Origin of the sequence: Meiothermus rufus DSM 22234 (genome assembly GCF_000423425.1) — a bacterium.
GTDB lineage: Bacteria > Deinococcota > Deinococci > Deinococcales > Thermaceae > Meiothermus > Meiothermus rufus.
In genome coordinates this window covers 1-24,192 of the sequence record NZ_AUHY01000028.1, presented here as the reverse complement: position 1 = coordinate 24,192, position 24,192 = coordinate 1, and the positions used below count along the sequence as shown (strand labels likewise).

27 protein-coding genes are annotated in these 24,192 nt (G+C 65.2%); 15 read left to right on the top strand and 12 right to left on the bottom strand.

Features of this window, described 5'->3' with window-relative positions; genetic code table 11:
• The first annotated feature begins 15 nt into the window (after positions 1 to 15).
• Genes G552_RS0106740 through G552_RS0106725 form a run of 4 tightly spaced genes read left to right on the top strand, consistent with a single transcriptional unit; the run spans position 16 to position 2,634 of the window.
• On the top strand, positions 16 to 360 hold the full coding sequence (locus G552_RS0106740; protein ID WP_245575136.1) for a hypothetical protein: 345 nt from the start codon (positions 16 to 18) through the stop codon (positions 358 to 360).
• Positions 347 to 1,075 (top strand): 16S rRNA (guanine(527)-N(7))-methyltransferase RsmG, encoded by a 729-nt coding sequence (gene rsmG / locus G552_RS0106735; RefSeq protein ID WP_027882341.1) that lies wholly within the window; start codon positions 347 to 349, stop codon positions 1,073 to 1,075. The genes G552_RS0106740 and rsmG overlap by 14 nt, the downstream gene beginning before the upstream one ends.
• 7 nt (positions 1,076 to 1,082) lie before the next feature.
• The gene (locus tag G552_RS0106730) at positions 1,083 to 1,832 is read left to right on the top strand and encodes a ParA family protein (RefSeq protein ID WP_027882340.1); all 750 of its coding nucleotides are present in this window, start codon (positions 1,083 to 1,085) and stop codon (positions 1,830 to 1,832) included.
• Positions 1,816 to 2,634, top strand: a complete 819-nt coding sequence (locus G552_RS0106725) for a ParB/RepB/Spo0J family partition protein (RefSeq protein ID WP_027882339.1) — start codon at positions 1,816 to 1,818, stop codon at positions 2,632 to 2,634. Before G552_RS0106730 ends, G552_RS0106725 begins: the two co-directional genes overlap by 17 nt.
• A 2-nt stretch (positions 2,635 to 2,636) precedes the next feature.
• Here G552_RS0106725 and G552_RS0106720 read toward each other — a convergent pair whose 3' ends face one another.
• Both G552_RS0106720 and G552_RS0106715 read right to left on the bottom strand, forming a co-directional pair.
• Complete coding sequence (locus tag G552_RS0106720) at positions 2,637 to 4,676, bottom strand: DNA internalization-related competence protein ComEC/Rec2 (RefSeq protein ID WP_027882338.1); 2,040 nt, start codon at positions 4,674 to 4,676, stop codon at positions 2,637 to 2,639.
• Positions 4,673 to 5,035, bottom strand: coding sequence for a ComEA family DNA-binding protein (locus G552_RS0106715; protein WP_051195717.1), 363 nt, complete (start codon positions 5,033 to 5,035; stop codon positions 4,673 to 4,675). Before G552_RS0106715 ends, G552_RS0106720 begins: the two co-directional genes overlap by 4 nt.
• Before the next feature lie 144 nt (positions 5,036 to 5,179).
• Between G552_RS0106715 and G552_RS0106710 the strand changes: the two genes are divergently transcribed.
• Both G552_RS0106710 and G552_RS0106705 read left to right on the top strand, forming a co-directional pair.
• Positions 5,180 to 5,854: a response regulator transcription factor gene (locus tag G552_RS0106710; protein WP_027882336.1), complete on the top strand. Its 675-nt coding sequence runs from the start codon at positions 5,180 to 5,182 to the stop codon at positions 5,852 to 5,854.
• Positions 5,842 to 7,140 carry a sensor histidine kinase gene (locus G552_RS0106705; protein ID WP_245575135.1) on the top strand — a complete coding sequence of 433 codons (1,299 nt, stop codon included), beginning with the start codon at positions 5,842 to 5,844 and terminating at the stop codon, positions 7,138 to 7,140. Before G552_RS0106710 ends, G552_RS0106705 begins: the two co-directional genes overlap by 13 nt.
• Here G552_RS0106705 and G552_RS0106700 read toward each other — a convergent pair.
• On the bottom strand, positions 7,118 to 8,413 hold the full coding sequence (locus G552_RS0106700) for a sensor histidine kinase (protein WP_027882334.1): 1,296 nt from the start codon (positions 8,411 to 8,413) through the stop codon (positions 7,118 to 7,120). The genes G552_RS0106705 and G552_RS0106700 overlap by 23 nt on opposite strands.
• The gene (locus tag G552_RS0106695) at positions 8,410 to 9,072 is read right to left on the bottom strand and encodes a response regulator transcription factor (protein WP_027882333.1); all 663 of its coding nucleotides are present in this window, start codon (positions 9,070 to 9,072) and stop codon (positions 8,410 to 8,412) included. The genes G552_RS0106700 and G552_RS0106695 overlap by 4 nt, the downstream gene beginning before the upstream one ends.
• 189 nt (positions 9,073 to 9,261) lie before the next feature.
• Between G552_RS0106695 and G552_RS0106690 the strand changes: the two genes are divergently transcribed.
• The 6 genes from G552_RS0106690 (at position 9,262) to G552_RS0106665 (ending at position 12,965) form a co-directional block, all read left to right on the top strand.
• Positions 9,262 to 9,729, top strand: coding sequence for a hypothetical protein (locus tag G552_RS0106690; protein WP_027882332.1), 468 nt, complete (start codon positions 9,262 to 9,264; stop codon positions 9,727 to 9,729).
• Positions 9,730 to 9,790: 61 nt separating this feature from the next.
• Positions 9,791 to 10,024, top strand: a complete 234-nt coding sequence (locus G552_RS0106685; protein WP_027882331.1) for an SHOCT domain-containing protein — start codon at positions 9,791 to 9,793, stop codon at positions 10,022 to 10,024.
• A 39-nt stretch (positions 10,025 to 10,063) separates the two neighbouring features.
• Positions 10,064 to 10,762: an intradiol ring-cleavage dioxygenase gene (locus G552_RS0106680; protein ID WP_027882330.1), complete on the top strand. Its 699-nt coding sequence runs from the start codon at positions 10,064 to 10,066 to the stop codon at positions 10,760 to 10,762.
• Positions 10,763 to 10,898: 136 nt separating this feature from the next.
• Positions 10,899 to 11,825, top strand: coding sequence for an FAD:protein FMN transferase (locus G552_RS0106675; RefSeq protein ID WP_027882329.1), 927 nt, complete (start codon positions 10,899 to 10,901; stop codon positions 11,823 to 11,825).
• Entirely contained in the window at positions 11,822 to 12,361 is a 540-nt protein-coding gene (locus G552_RS0106670; protein WP_027882328.1) for a DUF2271 domain-containing protein, read from the top strand. The genes G552_RS0106675 and G552_RS0106670 overlap by 4 nt, the downstream gene beginning before the upstream one ends.
• Entirely contained in the window at positions 12,345 to 12,965 is a 621-nt protein-coding gene (locus G552_RS0106665) for a PepSY-associated TM helix domain-containing protein (protein WP_027882327.1), read from the top strand. The genes G552_RS0106670 and G552_RS0106665 overlap by 17 nt, the downstream gene beginning before the upstream one ends.
• On the opposite strand, the gene G552_RS0106660 is transcribed toward G552_RS0106665, so the two are convergent.
• Entirely contained in the window at positions 12,958 to 14,652 is a 1,695-nt protein-coding gene (locus tag G552_RS0106660) for a glycoside hydrolase family 125 protein (protein ID WP_245575134.1), read from the bottom strand. The two genes, G552_RS0106665 and G552_RS0106660, sit on opposite strands and share 8 nt — an antisense overlap.
• Before the next feature lie 232 nt (positions 14,653 to 14,884).
• Here G552_RS0106660 and G552_RS0106650 point away from each other — a divergent pair, with 232 nt between their 5' ends.
• Entirely contained in the window at positions 14,885 to 15,502 is a 618-nt protein-coding gene (locus tag G552_RS0106650; protein ID WP_027882325.1) for a GNAT family N-acetyltransferase, read from the top strand.
• Here the strand turns inward: G552_RS0106650 and G552_RS0106645 are convergent.
• From G552_RS0106645 to recF, 3 genes are read right to left on the bottom strand one after another with little or no spacing between them, the layout of a single operon-like run.
• Positions 15,495 to 16,454: a branched-chain amino acid transaminase gene (locus tag G552_RS0106645; protein WP_027882324.1), complete on the bottom strand. Its 960-nt coding sequence runs from the start codon at positions 16,452 to 16,454 to the stop codon at positions 15,495 to 15,497. The two genes, G552_RS0106650 and G552_RS0106645, sit on opposite strands and share 8 nt — an antisense overlap.
• A gap of 46 nt (positions 16,455 to 16,500) precedes the next feature.
• Complete coding sequence (locus G552_RS0106640; protein WP_027882323.1) at positions 16,501 to 17,301, bottom strand: DciA family protein; 801 nt, start codon at positions 17,299 to 17,301, stop codon at positions 16,501 to 16,503.
• A gap of 32 nt (positions 17,302 to 17,333) precedes the next feature.
• Entirely contained in the window at positions 17,334 to 18,410 is a 1,077-nt protein-coding gene (gene recF / locus G552_RS0106635; RefSeq protein ID WP_027882322.1) for a DNA replication/repair protein RecF, read from the bottom strand.
• Positions 18,411 to 18,474: 64 nt separating this feature from the next.
• Here recF and G552_RS0106630 point away from each other — a divergent pair, with 64 nt between their 5' ends.
• Together G552_RS0106630 and G552_RS0106625 are read left to right on the top strand one after the other, a co-directional pair.
• Positions 18,475 to 19,314, top strand: a complete 840-nt coding sequence (locus G552_RS0106630) for a DMT family transporter (RefSeq protein ID WP_027882321.1) — start codon at positions 18,475 to 18,477, stop codon at positions 19,312 to 19,314.
• Positions 19,315 to 19,334: 20 nt separating this feature from the next.
• Positions 19,335 to 19,868, top strand: a complete 534-nt coding sequence (locus G552_RS0106625) for an LOG family protein (protein WP_027882320.1) — start codon at positions 19,335 to 19,337, stop codon at positions 19,866 to 19,868.
• 1 nt (position 19,869) lies between these two features.
• Here G552_RS0106625 and G552_RS0106620 read toward each other — a convergent pair whose 3' ends face one another.
• The 4 genes from G552_RS0106620 to G552_RS0106605 all read right to left on the bottom strand — a co-directional run bounded on the left by G552_RS0106620 (position 19,870) and on the right by G552_RS0106605 (position 23,815).
• Positions 19,870 to 20,400: a hypothetical protein gene (locus tag G552_RS0106620; protein ID WP_027882319.1), complete on the bottom strand. Its 531-nt coding sequence runs from the start codon at positions 20,398 to 20,400 to the stop codon at positions 19,870 to 19,872.
• Positions 20,401 to 20,466: 66 nt separating this feature from the next.
• Positions 20,467 to 21,759 carry an ABC transporter permease gene (locus G552_RS0106615; RefSeq protein ID WP_211224811.1) on the bottom strand — a complete coding sequence of 431 codons (1,293 nt, stop codon included), beginning with the start codon at positions 21,757 to 21,759 and terminating at the stop codon, positions 20,467 to 20,469.
• Positions 21,756 to 22,469, bottom strand: a complete 714-nt coding sequence (locus tag G552_RS0106610; RefSeq protein WP_027882317.1) for an ABC transporter ATP-binding protein — start codon at positions 22,467 to 22,469, stop codon at positions 21,756 to 21,758. The genes G552_RS0106615 and G552_RS0106610 overlap by 4 nt, the downstream gene beginning before the upstream one ends.
• Positions 22,466 to 23,815: an efflux RND transporter periplasmic adaptor subunit gene (locus G552_RS0106605; RefSeq protein WP_027882316.1), complete on the bottom strand. Its 1,350-nt coding sequence runs from the start codon at positions 23,813 to 23,815 to the stop codon at positions 22,466 to 22,468. Before G552_RS0106605 ends, G552_RS0106610 begins: the two co-directional genes overlap by 4 nt.
• Between the last annotated feature and the right edge of the window lie 377 nt (positions 23,816 to 24,192).

Below are 24,192 nucleotides of genomic sequence, written 5' to 3'. Positions count from 1 at the left end.
ACCAGGGGGTCTAGAGTGCTGACGGATTTTGAGAAAGGCGTGCTACTAGGACTGCTCGTTGGCGAGGGGCATTTTGGTGGGGATGGCAAGCAGGCCCAGGTGACCCTTCGGATGCATGTACGGCACAAAAGGGTTTTTGAGTGGCTGACCGAGCGGTTTCCGGGCTCTAAGCTGTACGGCCCTTATACTCACGGTGGCAGGAACTACTACCAGTGGATGATACGAGGGAAAGTGCTCAGGGAAGAGTTAATCCCAGTTCTAGACGCCTGTGGTTGGTGGCGAATAGACGACCATAGCTATGAACGCTACGTGAGGATGAAAAAAAGGTACGGATTGAATGTTGAGCATGCAGATGAGTGAGCCAGGGGTTCGCCTGCTTTACGAGGCGGCCCGGGAGTTGGGCCTCGAGCTTGGGCCGGTTCTGCCCAGTTTTCAGCTCCTATACCGGCGCCTGCTCGAGGCCAACCGAGCCACCAATCTCACGGCGATCCGGGATGAAAAAGGGATTATCCTGAAGCACTTTGTGGATTCTTTGAGCTGTTTGAAAGGCGATGGGTTAGAGGGGAGCCTGCGGGCCATCGATGTGGGAACTGGGGCTGGTTTTCCTGGCTTGCCCATTAAGATAGTTCGACCAGCGCTACACCTGACCTTCCTAGACGCTACCCAAAAGAAAATCGCTTTTGTGGAGGCGGTCTGTCAGGAGCTGGGGCTGGCCCCAGTGCGGTGCATCTGGGGGCGGGCCGAGGAACTGGGGCAGCATCCGGATCATCGGGAGGCCTACGACCGAGTGTTGAGCCGCGCCGTTGGTTCCCTGAGTGTTCTAAGCGAGCTATGTCTCCCGCTGTTGAAGCCGGGAGGGGTGATGATTGCTCAGAAAGGACCCGGGGTTGAGGCAGAACTCGAGCACGCCCAGGCCGCCATAGGTCTTTTAGGTGGAAGGGTAAGGGAGGTTATCACCTTTGAGCTGCCAGCGCTAAGGGAACACAGAAGCCTGGTGATTATCGAAAAAGTTGGCCCGACCCCCTCAAAGTATCCGCGCCGCCCGGGATTGGTTCAAAAAAATCCGTTATCCTAGGGGGAAGGTGAAGCGAATTGGTATTGTGAATCAGAAGGGGGGGGTGGGGAAGACCACCACTGCGGTTAACCTGTCGGCTTACCTGGCTCGAGCCGGCCAGAGGGTGCTGCTGGTGGACCTCGACCCTCAGGTCAACGCCACCTCGGGTGTTGGTCAGGGCTTGCGGGAAAGAAACGTATACACCACCCTGCTGGGCCTGAATGCGCCCAAGGAGGCCATTGTCCAGGTTGCGCCCGGGCTAGACCTGCTGCCCTCGAGCCCCGACCTGGTGGGGGCTTCGGCAGAACTGATTGAAGAACCCGCCCGGCTGGCCCAGGTGTTGGCCCCACTGGGATCAGTGTACGATCTTATCCTGCTGGATGCCCCTCCCAGCCTGGGGCCCATCACCCTCAATGTGCTGGCGGCCTCCGAGGGGCTGATCGTACCGGTGCAGGCCGAGTACTATGCCCTGGAAGGGATCGCCGGACTAATGGAAACCATCGACCAGGTGCGGGCTAACCTGAACCCTGCCTTGCGGCTTCTGGGGGTGCTTATCACCATGTATGACCCGCGAACCCTGCTCTCGCAACAGGTGGAGGCCAACATCCGCAGTCATCTGGGAGAAAAGGTGTTCTGGACGGTTATACCCCGCAATGTACGGTTAGCTGAAGCGCCCAGTTATGGACAGGACATCGGCCAGTATGCCCCTACCAGCAGCGGGGCCCACGCTTACCGCCGCCTGGCCGAGGAGGTGATGCGCCGTGTCAAAGAAGCCTAGCGGTCTGGGAAAGGGGCTGGAAGCCTTGTTGCCCAAGGCACCTGCCTCCATAACCAAGCTACCTCTAGCCCTTATCAAACCCAACCCCGCTCAGCCGCGCCGTATTTTCGACCCGGTGGCCTTGGAAGAGCTGGTGCAGTCCATCCGGGAAAAGGGACTGCTGCAGCCCCTCCTGGTACGGCCCAAAGGGGACATGTACGAGCTGGTGGCCGGGGAGCGACGCTACAAGGCCTCGCAGATGGCTGGGCTGCGCGAGGTGCCAGTAATTATCAAGGACATCGGCGAGCGGGAAGCCCTCGAGCTGGCCCTGATTGAAAACCTGCAGCGGGAGGACCTCAACCCGGTGGAGGAGGCCGAAGGCTACAAGCGCCTGGTGGAGATGGGGATGACCCAGGAGGAGGTGGCTCGTGCCGTGGGTAAAGCCCGGGTGACCGTGACCAACGCCCTGCGGCTTTTGCAGCTTACCCCAGAGATACTGCGTGCTTTGGAGGAGAACAAGATCAGCGCCGGGCATGCCCGGGCCCTGTTGATGCTCCCCGAGTCCAGGCGGAACTGGGGCCTCTCCGAAGTATTGAGCAAACAACTGAGCGTGCGGGAAACGGAAAAGCTCAAGGATAAGTTAACCAGCAACATGGCTCGCTCCACCAAGGAGGAAGCCTACCCCGAGATTGCCTTAGACCTCTCGCGGCGCTTAGGGACTAAGGTACGCTTTACCCATCCCAAGCGAGGCAAAATCGAGATCAGCTACCACTCAGAAGAGGAGCTAAGCGCCATTTTGCAAGCCATCGGCTACGAAGGGTAAGCCTAGGGCAACCTTACCCGGATAGCCCCCTCAAGGTCGGTGCGGTGGATTGTCACCCCATACTGGGCCAGCCGTTCCAACACGGCACGGCTGGGATGGCCGTAGGGGTTGTTGCCTACCCCGATCAGGGCCATCTGGGGCTGGAAGTTTTGCAGCAGTGAGGGACTGGTGCTGGTTTCGGAACCATGGTGCCCCACCTTAAGCAGATGCACCTTTTCTGCTGGCCAGGCGGCCTCGGCCAGGACGGGGGCGTCCCCGGTGAAGAGGGCTTTGAACCCCTTGTATTCCAGCACAAACACCAAGCTGCGGGCGTTGTCCTCGAGTTCGTCTCCCCACGGCCCCAAGAAGCGTAGCCGGGCACCCCCTACCTGCACAACCATCCCAGCCTGGGCCTGGGTTACGGGTACCCTGTGCCTCCGGGCGGCTTGGTGAAGAGCATCGTCTAGGGAATCCCCCCGCTTGCGCGGGCCGGTGATCAGCCGCCCCACCGGGAAATCCCGCAAGACCTGCAGGAGGGCCTGGACGTGGTCGGCGTCGGGATGGGTGGCGATCACCAGGTCTATCTCGTCCACCCCAAGGGCATGCAAGGCCCGCGCTAGCCTGGAGTAGGCCCAGTCCCGCCCCCCGTCGATCAGGATTTCCACCCTGCCGGGTAGGCGCACCAAGGTGGCGTCGCCCTGGCCCACATCGAGCTGCCACAGCTCGGCCCGGGGCCATAGTCCAGGCAAAAGCGCAGCCAGGGCCGCAGTAGCCGAGAGGGTGCTGGCCCGCAGCCAGGGAGTGCGACCGTACAAGGCGGCTAGAAGGGGCAAAAGCCCCAGGTAGTACAGGGCAAAACCGGCGGGCATGATCTCCCCCCAGCGTAGCTGGGGCCCCTGGGAAAGCCAGCTTACCAGCCCCAGGGTAAGCTGGCTGAGCCACTCCACCGGCAGGGCTAGGAGCGGGCCCAGGAGCAGCTTTAGGAAGCCCAGGGGTACCAGGAGGCTTAAAAGGGGCAGTACCAGCAGATTGGAAAGAGGAAAGAGCAAGGGGAGTTGGTGGAAGTGGTGCAGCACCAGGGGGAGGATGAAAAGCTGGGCCGATAGGGTAACGCTCACCGAGGCCCAAAGCCAGTTTCGCCAGCCAGAAAGCCGAGGTAGCTGGGGCAGCACCAGGGCCATGCCCAGCACGGCCAGGTAGGAAAGCTGGGCTGAGAGGCTCAGGATAGCCCGGGGCTCTAAGGCCAGGTGTAAGAACAAGGTCAGGGCCAGGGTGGGCAGCACCGCGGCCCGGCCCTTGCCCAAGAACAAACCCAACAGCACCACTCCCGCCATCGTTACCGCCCGTACCAAAGAGGGGTGGGGCCCCACTAGCCACAGGTACAGCAGCAACAGCAACAAGGCCACCAGATAGCGCCCCCGGCCCAACCAAAACAGCACTAGCAGAAAGAACCCCGCCAGAATACCTACGTGCAGCCCGGAAAGGGCCAGGGCATGGGCCAGTCCGGCCCGTTGGAACTCGGTATAGGTCTCGCTCAGCTCCCTACGCTCACCCAAGGTCAAAGCGGCCACCAGGGCGGCTGCGGAAGGGGAAAGCCCCGATTGTAGCTGCCGCCGCAAATGGTCGCGCATATTGGGCGGCGGTGGCTCGAAGCGTACCACCTGGCGGGCTTGCAGCACTGCGGACACCCCCTGACTCTGTAGCCAGGCCCGCTGGTCGAAGCCACCGGGGTTGCGCCGGCCCTCCGGGCGCAGCAGGTGCCCCTCCAACACATAGAAGCCTTCCTGCAGGCGGGGAAAGTAGCGTACGTACACCCGTCCTTGCGGGGTGTGCAAGAACCCCTCCTGCAAGCGGCCTTCCAGCCGCACCCACTGGCCGATCTGACCTGCCCAGGGGTCGGGGGCTAGGTTTAGGTGAAGCCAGACCAGGCCATAGGCCCCTAGCCCCAACCAACGCACACCTTGAGGCAGCCAAAGACCACCCAAGAGACCTAAAAAGGCCCAAGGGGTAAGCTGGGTCAGCGCCCCCAGCAGAGCGCCTAAGCCCAAGGCATAGGGCATCATGGGGTAACCAGGGGCCGCAGGCGTTCCAGCAGCTTAGGGCCGATGCCCTTAACCCGGGTTAGTTCCTCTATCGAACGGTAGGGACGCCCCTCGATGATGTGCTGGGCCAGCGCCGGGCCGATGCCGGGCAGGCTTTCCAGCTCAGCCTGGCTGGCGGTGTTGAGGTTGACCCTGGCTACCTCGGGCCGCACGGGCCCTGGCTGCAAAGCCGCCGATGGGTTTGGGGGCATTAAAAAACCCTGGGCCGAGGCTTTTTGTACCTCTACCGGGGCGAAGCGAACGCTTAGCTGGGGCCAGAGGTTGACCAGCCCAAGCCCCAGCACCACGGCGATGTAGGCTACGCTCAGCCAACGTTCCATAGACCCTAAGTCTAAAGGGCGGGTGAGGCCCCAGCGGGTTATCTAGGGTGTTCCTTCGCCAAACCTACACAAAGCCCACCTTACTTCTTCACCCCTGGCGGCCAAACTGGGCCTATGTCCGTCCAGGGCGATACACTGGATACCATGCCGCTGGTGCTGGTAGTGGAGGACGAACCGGAAATCGCCGAGATTCTGGAGGGGTACCTGCGCCGGGAGGGGTTTCGTACCGAGCGGGCCAGTGATGGGCGGCAGGCTTTGCACCTGTTGCGCGCCGCCCAGCCCGATCTGGTGCTCTTGGACATCATGCTGCCAGAGATGGACGGCCTCGAGGTTCTGCGCCGCATCCGCAGCAACGGCAACACCCCGGTCATCCTGGTCACCGCCCGTACCGAGGACCTAGACAAGCTGCTAGGCCTGGAGCTCGGTGCCGACGATTACGTGACCAAGCCCTTCAGCCCCCGCGAGGTAGTGGCCCGGGTGAAGGCGGTGCTGCGCCGGGCCATGCCCCCCGAGGGCCCGCGTACCTTGTTGCGGGTAGGGCCTTTGGAGATCGATAGCCAAAAGGTGGTGGCCCGGGTGGGGGCAGAGCGCCTCGATCTTACCCCCACCGAGTTTCGCCTGCTGGAGGCCCTGGCCCGCACTCCTGGCAAGGCCTTTACCCGGGCTGAGCTTTTGGAAACGGCCCTGCCGGAGTCCGATGCCTTGGAGCGGGTGGTGGATGTGCACTTGAAAAACCTGCGAAGGAAGCTCGAGCAGGCCGGGGCCGGAGGGCTCTTGGAGACCGTGCGGGGGGTAGGGTACCGCTTGTGGGTAGAGTGAGCCTTAAGATGCCCTTCTGGCAGCGCATTGAGGTTCGCCTGAGCTTGCTGATGGTGCTGGTGGTGCTGGTGACCAGCCTAGTGACGGTGGCCCTGACCACCTACCAACGGGTTCAGCTCTTCCGCGAGCTGCCCCCTGAGCTGCGCGAGCTATTCCGCCGCAACGAGGGCCGCCTACCCCCCGTTAGCATCCCTCCCGAGCTGCGGGAGATGGCTTTGCAAGGGAGAGCCCTGTGGGTTCAGGTGCAGCCTTCGGATACTCCCGATAACCCCAGCCCCATCTACCTCATCCGGCCCGCTGACCAACCCGACCAGCCCCCCCTACGCGTTCAGCCACCCCCCCGGCGGCGGCCCAACCTCGAGGCCCGCTTGCAGCAGAACCTGCTGATTGCCAGCCTGGTGGCCACAGTGTTGGGCGTGTTGGCCTCCTTGGTGTTTGCCCGGCGCATTGCTCAGCCCATCGAGGCCATCTCCCAGGCAGCTAGCCGACTGGCCCAAGGCCAGCTTTCCGCCCGGGTGGCCGACGGCCAGGGGCAGGACGAGGTGGCCCGGTTGGCCCGCAACTTCAACCAGATGGCCGCATCGCTGGAGAAGCTCGAGGCCGAGCGGCGGGCCCTGATTGCCGATATTGCCCACGAGTTGCGCACCCCGCTTACGGTGATGCAGGGCCGCCTGGAGGCGATTCAGGATGGGGTCATCCCCTTGGACAGGCGTGAGATCGACCGGCTGCACCACCAGACGGCCCTGCTTTCTCGCCTGGTGGAGGATCTGCGCACGCTTTCCCTGGCCGATGCCGGTCGGCTTACCCTGCGGCCCCGCCGCTTCGAGCTGGGGGAGCTGTTGCGCAGGGTCGCTGCGGGGTTTCAGGCCGCTTTAGCGGCCAAGGCGATGCACCTGAGTCTGCATCTAGCGGAGGAGCCCCTGTGGCTGCAGGCCGACCCCGACCGTATAAGCCAGATCGTGGGCAACCTTTTGGCCAACGCCCTGGAACACACCCCCGCAGGTGGGGAGGTGATGCTTGTCGCCCAGACAGAAGGCCCCTGGGTGTTGCTCCAGGTGCGCGACCAAGGCCCCGGGCTGCCGCCTGAGGCTCTGGAACGGGTCTTCGACCGCTTCTACCGGGTGGAAGGTTCGCGCTCGAGGGCCACTGGGGGGAGTGGGCTGGGGCTTTCTATTGTGAAAACCCTGGTGGGGCTGCATGGGGGCGAGGTTCGGGCCAGCAATCACCCCGAAGGAGGGGCGGTTTTTGCGGTGCGGCTACCCCTCAGCCCGAAGGAGGAAGCCTGAGCCACAGCTCGGCTTTCAGCCCCTGGGGGGTCTGGTTTTCCAGCACCAGCCGCCCCCCGTGGGCCTCGGCCACCCGGGCCACCACGCTCAGCCCCAGCCCGTTGCCGGAGGGGCGGGTTCCCGGGGGGCGGTAGAAGGGTTCACCGGCGCGGCGCAGGGCCTCGGGGGGCAGGCCAGGGCCACGGTCGTGGACGCCCAGCACAGCAAAGGGAGGCTTTAGGGATAGCTCCACCCATACCTCGCTGCCGGCGGCATATTTTTGGGCGTTGTTCAGCAGGTTCCCTAGCGCCTGTTGCAGGAGGATGGGATCGCCCAGCACCTCGAGCCGCTCTGGACCCCGGTAAGGCACCCCAGCCTGCTGCGCCTGGCTTCGGGCTAGCTGGGCCAGGTCGAGGCCTACCTTCTGCCCCCGGCCCTCGCGGGCCAAGGTCAGCAGCGACTCGCTTAGGCGGCTCATGCGCTCGACCTCCTGCGCTACCACCTCGAGGGTCTCCTGGCTCGAGGCCAGACCTTGGCGGTGGGCATCGAGTTGTAGGCGCAAAGCGGCCAGGGGGGTGCGCAGCTCGTGGGCAGCGCTGCGGGTGAACTCGGTCTCCCGCTGGCGGAAGGCGGCCAGCCGCTCTAGCATCTGGTTGAAGGTCTGGCTTAGGTGGCGTAGCTCGCCGCTACCCTCGGTAGGTACCCGCAGGCTCAGGTCACCGGAGTCGGCCACCTGCTGGGCGGTCTGTAGAAGGTGCCGTAAGGGCCTTAGGGCCGGCCCGCTTAGCACCCAGGCCACCAGTGCTCCCAGCAAGGCCACCGCCAGGGCGCTGAGCAGTACCGTCTGGCGGTAGCTTTGCAGGCTGGCTTGGGCCTGGCTGGCCTCCACCGCGCCTTGCAGATAGGCCTGGGGCCCAAGGCGAAGGCTGCGGTACAGCCAGTTGTTCTGGAGGCGGGGGTGGGGGTGGGGGCTGAGGGGCAGTTCGTTGGGGAAGCTCCCCCACTCCCGCACCACCTGCCCCTGCCAGACCAGCCGGGCGTGGGCGATGGTGCCTGGGGGGGCAGGGTTGGGAAGGAGGAGCGGCCCTTCCAGGCTAAGCAGCCCCTCGCGGCCCCGTAGCCCCCGGCGGCCCTCGAGCTGAAGCAGCACCCGGCTCAGGTAGGCGTTGAGTTCGCGCTCAAGGTTGCCCATCTGCAAGCGCTCGAAGCTGGCGTAGCCCAAAAACCCCTGTACCAGCAGGGCCAAAGCGATGGCTGAAGCGATAAAAAGGGCCAGCCGTAAGCGCAGGCTCATGGCACCAATCCCAGCTTGTAGCCTCCCGGCACGGTACGCACCACCCGGCTGTCCAGCTTGCTGCGCAGGTGGTGCACGCAGACCTTGACCACGCCGGTATCCGAGGCCTCCTCCCCCCAGATGAGGTCCAGCAGCTCCTCGGGGCTGTAGACCCGCTGGGGAAATAGCGCCAGGCGCTCCAGTAGGGCGTACTCCCGTGCGCTGAGCTCGACTACCTGCCCTTCCCAGCGCACACTGCGGTTGGCCAGGTCGAGCTCGAGGGGGCCGTACTGCACCCGGCTCTGCTTGACCTCGCTCACCCGCCTGAGCAAGGCCCGCACACGGGCCAGCAACTCCGGCAGGTCGAAGGGCTTGACCACGTAGTCGTCGCCCCCCTCATCCAGCCCCATCACCCGGTCGGCCAGGGCGTCGCGAGCGGTCATGAACAGAATGGGGCCCTTGTAGCCAGCCGAGCGGGCCTCGCGGGCCAGAATGAAACCTCCATCCTCCGACTCCGGCAGGCGCACGTCCAGCAGCATCAGGTCGGGCTCGGCCTCCACCAGGAGGCTACGGGCCGTTTCCAGATCCGGGGCATGGCGTACCTGGTGCCCCTGGGCCTCTAAAGCCCGAAGGACCGGGCGGGCGATGTTGGGTTCGTCCTCTACCAGCAAGAGCCGCATGATTCCAGCTTGCATTCTAGGGGTTATGAACAGGTTATAGCCCTGCTCGCAGGGCACAAACCAGGAGGGTTTAGGTTGGCTTGGTATAGATGAGAAACCCTCTCAGCGACTCGTAACTGCGTGGTAACCGCCATAGGACAGACTCCTGCCCAGGAAAGCAGACGCTGCTTTCCGAAAGGAGATGAAGACATGAACAAGACCTTGAAAACCCTGGTGGTGCTCTCGAGCCTGGCCCTGGTGGGTGCTTTTGCCCAGCAGGCCCCAACTCCCCAAGCCCCTGCCCAGACCCCGCAACAGCGCCCAATGCGAATGGAGCGCGGTCTGGGCGTGGGGAACCTGTACTTTGCAGCTGCTCAGTTTTTGGGGGTGACCCCCGGCGAGCTAGCTTTGCTGAGTGGGGGTAGCAAGACCCTGGCCCAACTGGCTACCGAGCTGGGTAAGACCCCAGCGGCGCTCGAGGCCGCGCTGGTCACGGCCCGCAACCAGGCCATCGACCAGGCCGTGCAGGCCCAGCGCCTGACCACCGAGCAGGCCAATACGCTCAAAGCCAGCAGCGCTGCGGTGGCCAAGGCCCTGGTCAACCAGCCGGTAGCCCTGCGGATGGCCCCTGTGGGCCGGGAGGGCCGGGGATGGGGGCCTAGGGGCTGGGGTCGCTAGGTAGAGCGGGTCTGTGAGCGGGGTTTTACCGTTCACAGGCTTTTTTTGTGGTGAGGCTGGTATGTGGTACGTACACGATCGTTTGGGCCCCCGGGGTTGGGGCCCGCTGGACGACCTGCTGTGGCTTCTACTCATGCTGGGGCTGATCGCTCTGATAGGGGTTGTACTAGTGCGCCTGTTGCGCAGCCCTACCCCAGGCTCCGATCGGGCTTTGGAGATTGCCCGTGAGCGCTATGCTAGGGGTGAGATCAGCCAGGAGGAGTTCGAAAACCTGAAGCGCAACCTGAGGAGCTAAGCGCCAGCCCATCTATTTGGGCCAAAAAGGAGACCAATCATGGACAACGATGATAAGCCCATAGGGAAGATTCTGAACCGCCGCGAAGCCCTGGCCGCCCTGGGCCTAGGGGTGGGGAGCCTGCTGGCCTCCCGGGGTGCGGCCCAGCCAAATAGCCTGCCGGCCTGCATCGTGCGCCCGGCCCTGACCGAAGGCCCCTACTTTGTGGACGTGCGCCTGAACCGTTCGGACATCCGCAGCGACCCCCAGACGGGGGTGGTCAAGCCTGGGGTGCCGTTGCAGCTGCGCTTTGTGGTCTCGCGGGTGGCCCCTGGGACCTGCACCCCGCTGGCCGGGGCGCTGGTGGACATCTGGCAGTGCGATGCCCAGGGCATCTACTCCGGGGTAGTGGATCGCTTCGCCGATACCCGGGGCCAGGTCTGGCTGCGCGGTCAGCATCTCACCAACGATCAGGGTATAGCCCAGTTCACCACCATCTACCCCGGCTGGTATCCGGGCCGCACCGTGCACATCCACTTCAAGGTGCGCTACCAGAACCGCGACTTCACCTCCCAGCTCTTCTTCGACGATGCCCTGAGCGACCGCATCCTGGCCCAGCCCCCCTACGCCAAACCGGGTACCCGTACCCGCAACGCCAACGACGCCATCTTCCGCAACGGAGGCCAGCAGCTCTTGCTCGAGCTGACCCCTTTGGGCCAGGGCTACGCCGCCACCTTTGACATTGGCCTGAACCTGTAAGCCAAGGGCTCTTCCGATGGCTTCCAATCCCTTGAGTGGGGTGGAGGATGGGTGGCCATTGAGCGCCCGGACGTTTACGGATACGCAACACCAACCCCACCTTCGGCTAGATGGAAACCCGTTCTGGAGGGATGCCGTGCTCAAGACCTTGCGGCTTTGCTCGAGTAGACCCCGCTATCGTTACCGCGCCCAGTACGAAGGGGTGCTGGGGACTGCCCTCGAGCTTCAGCTTCTGACCCACACCCAGGCCCAGGCCCGCCAGGCCGAAGCCCAGCTCTTGCTGGAGATAGATCGCCTCGAGGGCATCTACAGCGTGTTCCATCCCAACAGCGAACTGATGCGCTGGCAGGCGGGCGCGCCGGACAGGGTGTCTGCCGACCTGCTCTGGCTCCTGCGTCATGCCGAGCTCTGGCAACAGCGTACCGAGGGGGCTTTCAACCCGGCTGCGGAGGCGCTCAAAGCCCTCTTTGAGCAAACGCCCCAACCCGACCCCGAGCGGCTGGAAGCCCTCCGGCAAGAACTGCAAGCGCCGCTGTGGGACTGGCCAATGGGCCAGCCGCGTAAGCGCACCGCTCTTCGCCTTGGCTTCAACGCCCTGGCCAAGGGGCGTATCGCCGATCAGGCGGCCACCGCCGCACGCCAGGCTGGCGCCCAGGAGGTTCTGGTCAACCTCGGGGGCGATCTGCGTCACCTTGGCACCGCACCCCTCTTGGTCTCTATTGCCCATCCCTTCGCCAACGCCGACAACCTTCCGCCCCTGACCGCCGTGCGGCTGTGCAACCAGGGCCTGGCGACCAGCGGTCTTGCGCAGCGCGGCCCGCATCTTTTTGACCCCCGTACGGCCCAGCCCGTAACCGAGGTGGTTCAGGCCACCGTGGTGGCTTCCGATGCGGCAACGGCAGACGTGCTGGCCACGGCCTTTTGTGTGCTTCCCTGGCCCAAGACCCAGGCCCTGGCCGATGCCCTGGGCGCAGGTTGTCTGGTGGTACGGTCGGATGGGCAAGTCCTGACCAACGGCTATTTTGAGAGGCTAATGGAAACCCCATGGAGGAGGACTGTATGAAAAAGAATGTCTTGAGCCGCCGCAGTCTCTTGTACCAAGGCATGGCCCTGGCCCTCACCCTTTGGATGGGTCGAGGCAGAGCCCAGGGCTGGCCCACCGGGATGCAGCTCGAGGTTGTGTTTGAGTTTGTGGCCCCGACCAGCGCCAGCTACCGTCGGCCCTACATCGCGGTCTGGATCGAAAACGCCCAGGGCCTGATGGTGCGCACCCTGGCCCTGTGGTTCCAGCAAAGCCCCAAGGGCACCCGCTGGCTACCCGACCTGCGCCGCTGGTACCGCAGCGGCAGCCTGGAGAACACCACCTCCGGCCCCACCCGCCCCCCCGGTCGCTATACCCTGGTCTGGGACGGCAAGGACGACAAGGGCAACCTGCTGCCCCAGGGCGAGTACTATGTCTGCCTCGAGCTGGTGCGGGAACACGGCCCCTACGAGCTGTTCCGCGAGAAGTTCACCTTCGCTACGGCGCCCTTTAGCCGCAGCTTCTCGCCCGGCAGCGATTTGAAGGAGGTGAAGCTCACCTATGCTAAACAAGGCTGAACTGCCCATGCAAAGACCCCGGTCTGCCGTTCGCGTGCAAAGTTACCAGCTTATCCGCTCGCTGCACCTCTACGCCTCGATGGCCAGCCTGCTGGTGGTGCTCTTCTTTGCCGCCACCGGCATCACCCTCAACCACCCCGATTGGGCCTTTGGCAACACCGCCAAAAGCCACACCTACACCGGCACCCTGCCGGCTGGCTGGAAGGTGGGCGACCAGGTGAACTGGCTCGAGGTGGCCGAGAGCCTGCGGGCAGCCCACGGCCTGCGGGGGCGGGTGAGCGACACCTTCGCCGAAGGCGACGAGGCCTCCATCAGCTTCCGTGGGCCGGGCTATGCCGCTGATGCCTTCATCCAGCCCGACGGCCAGTACACCCTCAAGGTGACGCTACAAGGCCCGGTGGCGGTGCTCAACGACCTGCATAAGGGCCGCGACGCCGGTTCGGCCTGGGCCTGGGTCATCGACCTCTCGGGAGGGTTCTTGCTGCTGGTGGCCCTGACCGGCCTTGGCCTCTCCCTCTACCTGCGCAAGACCCGCAAGGCGGCTTTGCTGACCCTGCTGGTCGGAACCCTGCTGGCCCTGGGGCTGGCCTGGCTGGCTATCTAGAGCCCTCTTTACTGGCCGCCATCGCGTAAGCGATAAAGCCCGCCAGCGCAGCAAAGCCGATGCCGGTGCGGGCCTGGCCGCTTTGGGGGTCAAAGGACTCACAGGCGTAGCCCTGGTCGAGGGGGGCCTGCTCGAGGACCCGCAAAGCCTCCTCAGCGGGCCGCATTAACCCCGATAAAATCCGGTTGGCCAATCCAAAGCCCGAGGGGAAGGGAAAGTGGGCCGAGCCCTCGCCGGGGAAGGGCCCTTTGTAGTGGTGGGGGTTGTCCTCGCCCAGAACCCACAGCGCGGTGGCCTGCCAGACGGGGTCCTGGCGGCTGCAAAAGCCCAGGTGGGGCAGCAATAGCAGGCTGCCTGCCGGTTCATCGGCGAAGGTGTGGCGGCTGCCGGGCTCGAGGCTAAACACGAAGCGTCCGTTGCGCACCGCCTGGCGGTAGAGGGTTTCGCGCAGGGCCCGGGCCTCCTGCCTCAGCGCCTCGGGCTTGGGCCAAAGCGAGGCCAGCCGCTCCAGGGCCACGCACCACAGGGCGTTGTCGTAGGTCAGGTAGGGCTCGGGCACGGGGTCGTCGGTGGGGGAGAGGAAGGTGCGGTAGAGGCTTAGTGAGGGGTGTTTTTCCTCCGCCACCCGGGCCAACACCCCTTCCAGCGGTTCGCGCAACTCGGCCAGCAGCTCGGGGTTGGGGCCGGTGGCTTCCAGATAGCGGGCCAGGGCCAGGGGGTAGGCTGCGGCCTGGTCCAGCTCAAAGCCGGGGTACAGCGGCGGCCCGCCCAGGTACTGGGCGTGCTCCCCCGGCCAGCGGGCGTAGCGCCGAAAGGCCGCCCGGAGCACCTCCCGTGCCCGGCTGGGGTCGGCCTTGAGCAACGCCGGGAAGAACCACAGCAAGGCATCGCGGGCCCAGTAGGCCCCCGAGACGTAGTAGTGGGGGCTCCTCGAGGTGAGCAGCACGGCTTCCCCTTCCAGGGCCTCGGCCTGGGCGTAGAAGTAGCTGAAGATCAGGTGCCGCCGGTAGACCTGGGGAAGGGGGCCGCTGTAACCGCTGGTCAGCAGGGCCAGCTTGTGCTGGGTTTTGCTAAGTAAAGCCTCCCAGCCCAGCCGCCGCAGGTGCAGCGCAGTGGTGCGGGCCCCGTCGGCCTCGGGGGCCAGTCCCAGGTAGAGCGTGACCGGGCCGCCCTCCCACTCCAGCACGAACCGTTCCCCCCATTGGGCCTTGCTGGGGGCCGGGTCGGCCTGCCAGCCCAGGGCCAGCAGGGTGCGCCCGCTGCGGGCCTCGAGCACGTAGCTGCCGGTCCAGGTGTCGTGCGAAGCGTGGAAGGTTGCCTCTAGTTTTTCCTCCCGGAAGCGCCGCAGTCCCAGGTATGCCAGATTCCCTGCTACTTGAATCGGTCCAGGCATGCGGGGCTCGAGGCGCAGCGCCAGCCCCCGCTCGCCAAAGGGGGCCAGAAGCGTGGCGGTGAGGTGCGCGTTCTCCCAGACGGGAATCCAGTCCGACAGAAGCGAGGCCCGCCAGCCCTGGCCAAAGACCTCCAGCAGCGGCTCGCCCACCCAGTCCAACAGCCCGTTCAGCGCCAGGGAGGCCACCCCAAGGCGAAGAACCGAGGGGGCTACCGGACTGGCCTCGAGGTGAACCTCCAGGTTTCCGGTGGGCCGGTGGGCAAGCGGAACCTCCAGGATGGGGGCAGGGGTCATGAGCGTCATAGGCTAGGCCTTTTTCTGTTTATAGCCCCAGACCAGGTACAACACCAGCCCCACCCCGGCCACAAACAGCCAGGTGGCCCCCCGGTAGGCTTGCCAAAGCCCCTGGACCAGGGTTTGCTTCATCCCCTAAGCATACCCCTTCGGTGCCCTCAGTCCGATGGTTGCCAGGGAATTGGCATGGTAGGCCTCCTGGGCTGGGCCGAGGGCTTTCTATGATGGGGCCATGACCTTTGTCATCCGCCCCTATGCCCCACAGGACCTGCCCCAGCTCTACTACATCTGCTTGCTCACCGGCGATAGCGGGGCCGATGCCCGGGCGCTCTACCGCGACCCCGACCTACTGGGCCACTTCTACGCCGCGCCCTATGTGCGGTTTGAGCCCGACCTGGCCTTGGTGCTCAGCGACGCCCAGGGGGTGTGCGGCTATGTGCTGGGCTGCCGTGACTCGCAGCGCTTTGCCGATTGGATGGAGGGTGTGTGGCTGCCGCCGCTGCGGCGCCAATATCCGCTACCCTCCCCCGACGACACCTCGAGGGATGCAGCCTTGATCCGCCTGATTCACCAGTGGTACCTTCCCTCGAGGTGGGCCCAGGAATACCCAGCCCACCTGCACATCGACCTGCTACCCCGGGCCCAGGGCCAAGGCCAGGGCCGCCGTCTGATGCAAACCTTCCTCGAGCGCCTGCGCCAGCTTGGGGTGCCCGGGGTTCACCTGGGGGTAGGCCAGCGCAACCAAAGGGCCATTGCCTTTTACCAGAGGATGGGCTTTACCCTGCTGGAGGCCCATCCCTGGGGGTTTGAGTACGGCATGAAGCTGTGCCCTGGGAGCCCCGCTAGCTGACGTAGGTCAGCCAGGATTCGTACCGGGGGTTTCGCCCCTGCACCACGTCCATATAGGCGGCCCGGATGCGCATGGTGTGCTCACCGGCCTGGCCGGTGCCGATGGGCCGGTGGTCGAGGTAGGAGACCGGGGTTACCTCGGCGGCGGTACCGACCATGAACATCTCGTCGGCCATGTAGAGCTGGTCGCGGGTGGCCCGTACCTCACGCACTTCGTAGCCCATCTCCCGGGCTAGGGTGATCACGCTGTCGCGGGTGATACCCATCAGGTTGACCGAGTGCTCGATAACGTAGAGGACGCCCCCCTGCAGGAAGAAGATGTTTTCCCCCGAACCCTCGGCGACAAACCCCTCTTTGTCCAGTAGCAAAGCCTCGTCGGCCCCGGACTGCTGGGCTTCCATGCGGGCCAGGGCACTATTGACGTAGTTGCCCCCCACCTTGGCCTTACCCGGCATGACGTTGGCCGGAAAGCGAGCCCAGGAGGAGGTGATCAGCCGTGCCCCTTTGCGCACCGCCTCCTCGCCCAGGTAGGTGCCCCACTCCCAGGCGGCGACCATCACCTCGGCGGGGTTGTTGGGCAGGGGATTTACCCCTAGGGTGTGGGCCCCCATCCAGGCCAGTGGGCGGATGTAGCAGCTTTTATAGCCGTTTTCGCGGATAACCTGCAGGATGGCCTGGTTGATCTGTTCGGGGGTAAAGGGCATCTCGAACATCATCACCTTGGCGCTGTGGAAGAAGCGTTCGGTATGCTCTTGCAGGCGGAAAACAGCAGGGCCTTTGGGGGTTTCATAGGCCCGGATACCCTCGAAGATGCTGGTGCCGTAGTGCAGGGCGTGGGTCAGTACCGAGACCTTGGCCTCTTCCTGGGGCACCATCTGCCCGTTGAACCAGATACGCCCGGCCTTCATCCTGCTCTCGCCCGCAGCGGGCTTGGGTTTGGTTTCACTTGACATTAATCCCTCCAAAAGCGGCCCCCGGGGCCGGTGCTAAGATGCCCCATCATACCTCTTTGAGGAGGGATTGCAGCGAGGGAGGGAGGAGGTGGCGGTGGGTTCGCACCTCTGGCTGGCCGGTGCAAAGCTGCAGGTAGCGCCGGGCGGTGTCCTGCAGAATGGGGATAAGGTCGGGCTGCTGGATTACCTGGGGCAAAAGCTCGCGTAACTGGGCCTCGAGCCGGCTTCGGGCCAGGTAGCGGGCCGCCTCCAGGGGGTGACCCTCGAGGCAGGGCTTCAGAGGAAAGCGGCTCAGACGCGCTGCTTCCCGCAGCACAATGGGTTCGCGCAGCAGCTTCTGGCAGGAGGGGCAGGGGTGTTCTGGACTGGGCAGGTGGCAGATGGGGCAGGGGGGGTGGGGGTTTTCCTTTTGCCGCTGTAAAACGGCTTTTCCGGCCCGCAGGATAGCCTCCCGCAGCTCGAGTGGGGCCTGCTCGGCTAGCGCCCACAGCCGGGCCTCCTCCTCGGGGCTGAGGGGGGGGCGGGGGCTGGGCTGGGGTTGGGTGCGGGGTTTCTTTTCTAAGCCCACCTGGAAGCGTAGTTCGCGCACCACCCCAGGCAGCTTCTCCTGGTAGCGTTGGACAAAAGTCTCGCGCAGGTAGGTGAGCTGGTGAGCCACCACCGCATCGGTTACCCGCACGAACAGCACCCCGTCCTCCAGCCGCTCAGCCTGGCTTAGCCCGCTTAGGGCGGGGCCGGCAATCTGGGGCCACAACGCCAGGGCCTGACCCCGGCGCAGCCCGGCCTGCAGCCCTTTTCGCTGCAGGATTTGCCCGATGACCTCTGCTGCCGCCTGGGTTCGCGCCACGCTTAAAGGCTAGGCGATGGGGGGCTTCCTGGCTAGTCCCAGGGGCCGGACCATACCCCCGCTTCGATGGTCACTACCGCCCCCACGCCGGGCCGTTCCAGCCCAGCCAGGATGGCCTGCGGTAGGCTCTGGGCATAGGCCAGCAGGGCACCCTGCCGCCGGGCGTCGAGCTCGCTGTTCCACTCGTCGACCAACAACAAGGGGGCTTCCTCGTAGTGTCGCCAGAGCAGCCGGTGTTCGGCCAGGCGCAGGGCCAGGGCGATGCTGCGGCACTCGCCCCGGCTGGCAAAGCGGGCGGCTTCCCGCCCCGAAAGCAGGATGCGTAGGTCGTCGCGGTGGGGGCCCAGGCTGGTGGCCCCGCGCTCTAGGTCGCTTTGTAGGTGCTCGTCTAGGGCTTCTAGGAAGCGTTCGGGTTCTACGCTTTCGCACAGGCTTAGCTCGAGCGAACCCGTAGCCAGCTCACGGTAACTTTCCTGGGCCAGGGGGGCCAGTCTGGATAGCATCCGGCGACGCAGGCTTAGAATCTCGCGGCCAAACCGTACCAGCTCTTGGTTCCATATCCCTATGGAGGCCCGCAGCGAGGGAGCTTCGCCAGCGGTTTTGGCCCGGCCCGCCTGGGCCGTTTTCAGCAGTGCGTTGCGCTGCTGCAAGGCCCGGTTGTATTGGGCGAGCATCGAACGATAGCGGGCCGAGAAGCGCGAGAGCAGCCCATCCACAAAGCGGCGGCGTTCTTCCGGTGGCCCCAGGATCAGTTCGAGGTCGTCGGGCCCCAGGCGCACCGCCCCCGGAAGCTGGGCCAGTTCGCGCAGCGAGGCCGGCGCCTCGTTGAGCCGGTGTTCACGGCCCTCGCGGCTTAGCCGCACCTCCAGGCGGCTTGGGCCAAACTGGGTCTCCACCTCGGCGTGGATCCAGGCCTCGCGCTGGCCAAAGGCGATGCGCTCGGCCAGGCTGCCCTGTAACTCCCCGCCCAGCACCAGCTCGATGGCCTCGAGGAGGTTGGTCTTGCCCTGGGCGTTGCCGCCCACGATGGTGGTCAGCCCTGCCGCCGGGACGAAGAGCGGGGTGGCCAGGTTGCGAAAGTGTTGTTGCCGCAGCCGCAGAAGACGCACTGGCTTCTAGGCTAAACCCCTTGCTTCGCAGGCTCAAGGTGGGGGCCTCGGGTAAGATGGCCCCATGAGCCTCGAGCTGGCAGCGGTGGGCTTTGCCTTGCTCTCAGCCTTGTCCTGGGGTGCGGGCGACTTCAGCGGGGGGGTGGCGGCCCGCCGGCTCAACCCCTACCTGGTGGCCGGGCTAGTCCACACTACGGGCCTGCTTTTCTTCTGCCTAATGGCCTTGCTGCGGGCCGAGGCCTTTGTGCCACAGGATCTCCCTTGGAGCCTGGCCGCTGGCCTGGCCGGCTGTATGGGTCTGGTTTTTCTCTACCGGGCCTTCCAGGCCGGGCAGATGGGCCTGGCCGCGCCCATTGCCGGGGTGGTGGGGGCGGCTTTGGCGGCTTTGGTGGGGGTCTTTTTGGAGGGGCTGCCGGCCCCTTTGCAGCAACTGGGTTTTGCCGTAGGTCTGCTGGGGGTTTGGCTGGCTGCCCGCCCCAAGGAGGCCGCGGGCTTTGGGCGGGGCCTGGGCTATGCTGTTCTGGCTGGGCTGGGCTTTGGGGGGTACTTCACCCTGATCGACCGGGTCGAGGGCTTGTTCTGGCCCTCGGCCTTGGCCAAGCTGGTGGCCACTGGCCTGATGCTGGGGCTGGTTTGGCGGGTGGGGTTGTGGCCAAGAGCCAGGGGGCTAACAGGCCACCTGGGGCTGGTGGGCCTGGCTGGGCTTTTAGACGCGGGGGGTAACCTGCTTTTTCTGGTGGCTGCCCAGACGGGCCGGCTGGATGTGGCGGCGGTGCTCTCCTCTTTGTATCCGGCCTTCACCGTCCTCTTGGCCTGGGGCCTGCTGCGCGAGCGCCTAAGCCAGAGCCAGACCAAAGGAGTCCTGCTCTCGCTCGTGGCCATTGCCCTGATCGCCGCGGGCTAGCCCTTTGGTAGGCTGGGGCCATGCGCCTGATCACAGTCTTTGGTTCATCGCGGGTAAAGCCCGGTACCCCAGCCTACGCCGAGGCCCTGGCCTGGGGACAGGTGGTGGCCCGAGCGGGGTTTGGCGTGGCCACGGGAGGCTACGACGGGGCTATGGAAGCGGTCTCGCGGGGGGTCAAGGAAGCGGGGGGGTTGGTGGTGGGCATCACTGCACCAGCCTTGTTTCCTCAGCGCAACGGCCCCAACCTGCATGTGGACCTAGAACTGCCCTCGGCCTCGCTGCTTACGCGCATCGAGCGGCTGATGGATGTGGGGGTGGCCTGTCTAGCCCTGCCGGGTGGAGTGGGCACCCTAGCCGAGATTCTGGCGGCCTGGAACCTGAACTACCTCGCTTGGCTGCAGGGCCGGCCAGGGAAGCCGCTGGGGGTGCATCTGGGCTGGCTCGAGGTCATCCGGCCGGGCCTCGAGGTCACCCCCGAGGCCCTAGGGCTGCTCACCCCGATTGCCTCCCTGGAAGAGCTGGAAGCCTTCCTGGCCTGCCTTCCCCGGGGCTAAACTACTTCTTGCTCAGCAGGGCAATCAGGTTTTTGAGGTTCTCCGCAGCGCGGGGCTGCTCCTTGAAGGGGTTATAGGGCCTACCCTGGGCGATGGCCTGGAAAAGTCCACCCTGCCCCGGCTGCCGCGGGCTGGCCCCCGCCGGGGGCCCCTGCCCCCCCTGGGCCTGCTCGCGCCGCCGCCGGGCTTCCTCCTGGCGCTGCAAGAGGGTCTGGTCCATCCACTTGAGCTGGGCTGGAGTCAGAATGCTGTCCTCGATGGTGCTTAGGATTTTGCTGGCCTCGGCAGGTTTTAAATCGGCACGGGTTTGCAAATCGCGCAGAATGGGCAGAAGCCGTTGGGCCTGGGCCTTGCTCAGGGCCAGGCCACGCTGCTTGTCCAGCTCGTCTAAAAGCCCTATGGTGGCCACCAGGTCGAAGACCGGGCGGTAGGCCTCGAGCCTTTGTCGCATCTCGGGGGTCAGGTTGGGCGGCCCCCCTTGGGCTAGGGCCAGCCCCAGAACCAGCGCTGCTAATAAGCCGATGCCTCTCATGTGCTTTCCTCCAACGCCCCTAGTCTGCAACGGCTTTGTGTAGAAGCAGTAAAGAAGCCACTCTGCCTACTCGTAGCGCAGCGACTCTACCGGGTCGAGGCGGGCGGCCCGGGCGGCGGGATAGTAGCCGAAGAAGACCCCCACCGCCACCGAGAAAACGAAGGCCAGCACCACGCTGAAGGGGTCGAAGATGGGGGTTATCCGCAGGAACTGGCCCACGCTGCCGGCCAGGGCCAGCCCCAGGAAGATGCCCAAAATACCCCCGCCTACCGAGAGCACCACCGACTCCACCAAAAACTGGGTTAGGATGTCGCGGGGCTTGGCCCCCAGGGCTTTGCGGATGCCGATCTCGCGGGTGCGCTCGGTTACCGAGACCAGCATGATGTTCATAATGCCGATCCCCCCCACCAGCAGGCTAATCCCGGCCACTCCCCCCAGGAACAGGGTCATGGTCTGGGTCACCTGGTTGACCGAGGCCAGCGCATCGGCCTGGTTCTGCACGCTGAAATCATACTGGCTGGGGTCGGTCATCTTGCGGCGGGCAGCCATGAACTCGGTGAGCGCTTCTTGGAGCTGGGGCAGGCTGTCCTTGTCGGGGCCCTGGATGTAGATGGCGTTGACCCGAGGCTCGCCGGTGCTGCTGCGGGCAAGGCGCTGCAGATAGGTGGAAAGCGGCACCATCACCTGGTAGTTGGGGCTGGCAAAGCCGCTGTCGCCTTTGTCGGGGAGCACGCCTACCACGGTGAAGGAGAGGCCAGCGATGCGCAGGGTCTGGCCGATGGGGTCCTGGCCGCCGAAGAGGTCCTGGGCGATGCCATACCCAATGACCGCCACCCGCCGGCGGGCCTGCAGGTCGGCTTCGCTGAAGAAGCTGCCCTGGGCGGGCTGGGCGTTGCGCACGCTGGCATAGTCGGGCCAGGTGCCGATGACGGTGGCGTTCATGTTGGCGGCGCCCACCTTGATCTGCTGGTTGCCTTGTAGGGTGGGGGCGATGCCCACGATGCGCCCCTCGAACTCGAGCCGGATGGCTTCGGCATCGGCCAGGGTGACGGTTTGGGGGCCGCCGAAGCGCACCAGGCCAAACCCCCCGCCCCGAGGACCGGCAGCGCTGCCAATGGTGAGCAGGTTGGTGCCCAGGCTTTGCAGGGTGCGGGTGATGTTGGCGGTCGAGCCCCGCCCCACCATGGTCAGGGCCACCACCGCGGCTACCCCGATGATCACACCTAGGGTGGTCAGCACCGAGCGTAGGGGGTTGCCCAGAATGGCCCGCCAGGCCACCTGGAAAACCAGCCAGGGGCTGATGCCGGCCAGGCGCGAACGCACTTTCTTAGGGGTCTTCAAGACCGCTGGGGCGCTCATGCCAAACCTCCTACGGCCCGCTTGCGCCCCGGGTTGGGGCCGTCGGCCTCGATCTGGCCGTCGCGGATGCGCACAATCCGGCCGCAGTAATCGGCGATGTCGTGTTCGTGGGTCACCACAATCACACAGGTGCCCTCGTCGTTGAGTTCCTGAAACAGCCGCATCACCTCGGCGGCGGTTTTGGAGTCGAGGTTGCCGGTCGGCTCGTCGGCCAGCAGGATGGAAGGGCGCATGGAAAGGGCCCGGGCCACCGCCACCCGCTGCTTCTGTCCCCCGGAGAGCTGGGAGGGCAGGTTGCGCCACTTATCCCCCAGCCCTACCTTTTGCAGCACCTCCATAGCCCGCTGGCGCCGTTCCTCGGCGGGGACGCCGGCATAGATCATAGGCACTTCCACATTTTCCAGCACGTTGAGCCGGGGCAGCAGGTGGAAAGCCTGGAAGACAAAACCGATCTCCTGGTTGCGCACCTCGGCCCGCTGGTTTTCGCTCAGGGTGGTGACGTCCTGGCCGGCCAGGTGGTAGGTGCCCTGGGTGGGCCGGTCGAGCAGCCCGATAATCTGCATCAGGGTGGTTTTGCCCGAGCCCGAAGGCCCCATCAGGGCCACCATCTCGCCCTGGCGAATCTCCAGCGAGATCCCCTTGAGGGCCTCGAACTCGAGGGCCCCGCTTTTGTAGACCTTGCGGATACCCTCCAAGGCCACTACCGTCATCGCCCGCCTCCTGGAGGAGTGCCGATGGGCAGCCTGAAGCCGCCCTGGCTTTGCCCCTGGCTCTGGCTGCTGCGCACCCGGCTAGGCAGCACCACCCGCTGACCGGCCTCGAGGCCCTCTAGCACCACCTGGTTGACCCCGTCGTCGGGCCCCAGCACCACCCGCACGGTCTCCCTGCTGCCGTCGGGCTGGAGCACATCCACATAGGCCCGGTTACGTACGGTCTGCACCGCCCGCTTGGGGATGATCAGGGCCTGGGGCATCTCCTCGGCGATAATCTCGCCCTCGGCGGTCATGCCGGGTCTGAGTTTGCGCTCGGGGTTGGGTATGTTCACCGTAACGTAGAAGACCGCGATATTTTGCTGGATGCGAGCCACAGGCGAGATGGCCGTTACCACCCCTTCGAAGCGCTCATTGCTGAAGGCGTCCAGGGTGACCTCGACCCTCTGCCCCACCCTAACCTTGGCGATCTCGCTCTCGTCGATCTGCACCGGCAGGTTGAGGCGGCTATCGTCGATCAGGGTGAGCAAAGCGGTGGCGTTGCTGACCGTGGCCCCTACCCCGATGCTGCCCACCTGGGCGTTCACCTCGGCCACCACCCCGTCGAAGGGGGCGTAGATTTTGGTGCTGGCCAGGTTTTCCTCAGCGTTTTTGACCTCGAGCCGGGCCTGTTCTAAGGCAATCTGGGCGTTGCGCAGGTCCTGGGCGTTGGCGCTACTGCGCAGGGTGAGGGCCTGGCGGGCAGTGTTGAGGTTGACCTGGGCCACCTCCAGCGCGGCCTGGGCCTTGGCATAGGTGTCGCGGGCGCTTTGCAGGCTCTGGGCGCTGGCCCCGCCCAGCGCGTAGAGCTTCTGGGTGGCCTCGAGGTTGGCCCGGGCGGCCTCGAGGTCGCGCTGGGCGTTGGCCAGGGCGACCTCGGCGCTGGCCACGTTCTGCCGGCTGGTGGCCAGGGCGCTGGCCTGATCGGCCCGCAGCTTGTCCAGGTTGGCCTGGGCTTTTTGCAGGGCTAAGCGGGCGTTTTCCAGGGCGCGGGTGTAGTTGGTGGGGTCTAGCTCTACCAGGAGCTCTCCTTTTTGCACCCGTTCACCCACGCTGGGCAACTTCAGCACGGTGCCGTTGACCGCCGGTTTGATCGAGAGGCTCTGGACGGGCTCGAGGGTACCCGGCCCCGAGGCCGAGACCCGGAACATCCCCCGCTGCACTGTGGCGGTTTCCACCGTGCTGGTGGGGCTTGTGCTAGGCTTGGGCCGCAGCCAGAGATAAGCCCCGACCCCCAGAGCGGCCAGGGCGACCAGGCCCACCCACCAAAACCACGGAACGCGCGTTCGGGTACGGGAACCAGTCATGTTCACCCCTCGATCTTCTACCAGGATACCCAACGTTCGGTGTATGGAATGCGAAGGTTTGATGAAGATGGGCACCTGTGCTTGGTTTGCCGGGAATAGCCCATAAGATGGCCCTATAAAGGCAGGAGCATAAAGCCGGATCAACCTGGAGTTGTCCAACAGGTCCATACGCAAGAACAACCCTTCATCAACCTGATGAGAGGATTGAACAGCTCGTCGCGGCGCTGTGCGAACAGCGGGCTGAGGCTGCGCGGCTGAATATGGCCATAGCCGCCAACCTCAATAAAGTTGGGGTTTTGAACGCTGCATGAACCTGGACGGACACATGTGAGACTCTAAGCTGGGATAAAAAGAGGGGAACCAACCAAGAAAGGAGG

Bases quoted from the DNA above. Each gene is read 5' to 3' on its own strand.
- rsmG (WP_027882341.1), top strand. From the start codon at position 347: ATGCAGATGAGTGAGCCAGGGGTTCGCCTGCTTTACGAGGCGGCCCGG.
- G552_RS0106720 (WP_027882338.1), bottom strand. From the start codon at position 4,676: ATGATGCCCTATGCCTTGGGCTTAGGCGCTCTGCTGGGGGCGCTGACC.
- G552_RS0106715 (WP_051195717.1), bottom strand. From the start codon at position 5,035: ATGGAACGTTGGCTGAGCGTAGCCTACATCGCCGTGGTGCTGGGGCTT.
- G552_RS0106710 (WP_027882336.1), top strand. From the start codon at position 5,180: ATGCCGCTGGTGCTGGTAGTGGAGGACGAACCGGAAATCGCCGAGATT.
- G552_RS0106700 (WP_027882334.1), bottom strand. From the start codon at position 8,413: ATGAGCCTGCGCTTACGGCTGGCCCTTTTTATCGCTTCAGCCATCGCT.
- G552_RS0106695 (WP_027882333.1), bottom strand. From the start codon at position 9,072: ATGCGGCTCTTGCTGGTAGAGGACGAACCCAACATCGCCCGCCCGGTC.
- G552_RS0106690 (WP_027882332.1), top strand. From the start codon at position 9,262: ATGAACAAGACCTTGAAAACCCTGGTGGTGCTCTCGAGCCTGGCCCTG.
- G552_RS0106685 (WP_027882331.1), top strand. From the start codon at position 9,791: ATGTGGTACGTACACGATCGTTTGGGCCCCCGGGGTTGGGGCCCGCTG.
- G552_RS0106680 (WP_027882330.1), top strand. From the start codon at position 10,064: ATGGACAACGATGATAAGCCCATAGGGAAGATTCTGAACCGCCGCGAA.
- G552_RS0106670 (WP_027882328.1), top strand. From the start codon at position 11,822: ATGAAAAAGAATGTCTTGAGCCGCCGCAGTCTCTTGTACCAAGGCATG.
- G552_RS0106665 (WP_027882327.1), top strand. From the start codon at position 12,345: ATGCTAAACAAGGCTGAACTGCCCATGCAAAGACCCCGGTCTGCCGTT.
- G552_RS0106660 (WP_245575134.1), bottom strand. From the start codon at position 14,652: ATGACCCCTGCCCCCATCCTGGAGGTTCCGCTTGCCCACCGGCCCACC.
- G552_RS0106650 (WP_027882325.1), top strand. From the start codon at position 14,885: ATGACCTTTGTCATCCGCCCCTATGCCCCACAGGACCTGCCCCAGCTC.
- G552_RS0106645 (WP_027882324.1), bottom strand. From the start codon at position 16,454: ATGTCAAGTGAAACCAAACCCAAGCCCGCTGCGGGCGAGAGCAGGATG.
- G552_RS0106630 (WP_027882321.1), top strand. From the start codon at position 18,475: ATGAGCCTCGAGCTGGCAGCGGTGGGCTTTGCCTTGCTCTCAGCCTTG.
- G552_RS0106625 (WP_027882320.1), top strand. From the start codon at position 19,335: ATGCGCCTGATCACAGTCTTTGGTTCATCGCGGGTAAAGCCCGGTACC.
- G552_RS0106620 (WP_027882319.1), bottom strand. From the start codon at position 20,400: ATGAGAGGCATCGGCTTATTAGCAGCGCTGGTTCTGGGGCTGGCCCTA.
- G552_RS0106615 (WP_211224811.1), bottom strand. From the start codon at position 21,759: ATGAGCGCCCCAGCGGTCTTGAAGACCCCTAAGAAAGTGCGTTCGCGC.
- G552_RS0106610 (WP_027882317.1), bottom strand. From the start codon at position 22,469: ATGACGGTAGTGGCCTTGGAGGGTATCCGCAAGGTCTACAAAAGCGGG.
- G552_RS0106605 (WP_027882316.1), bottom strand. From the start codon at position 23,815: ATGACTGGTTCCCGTACCCGAACGCGCGTTCCGTGGTTTTGGTGGGTG.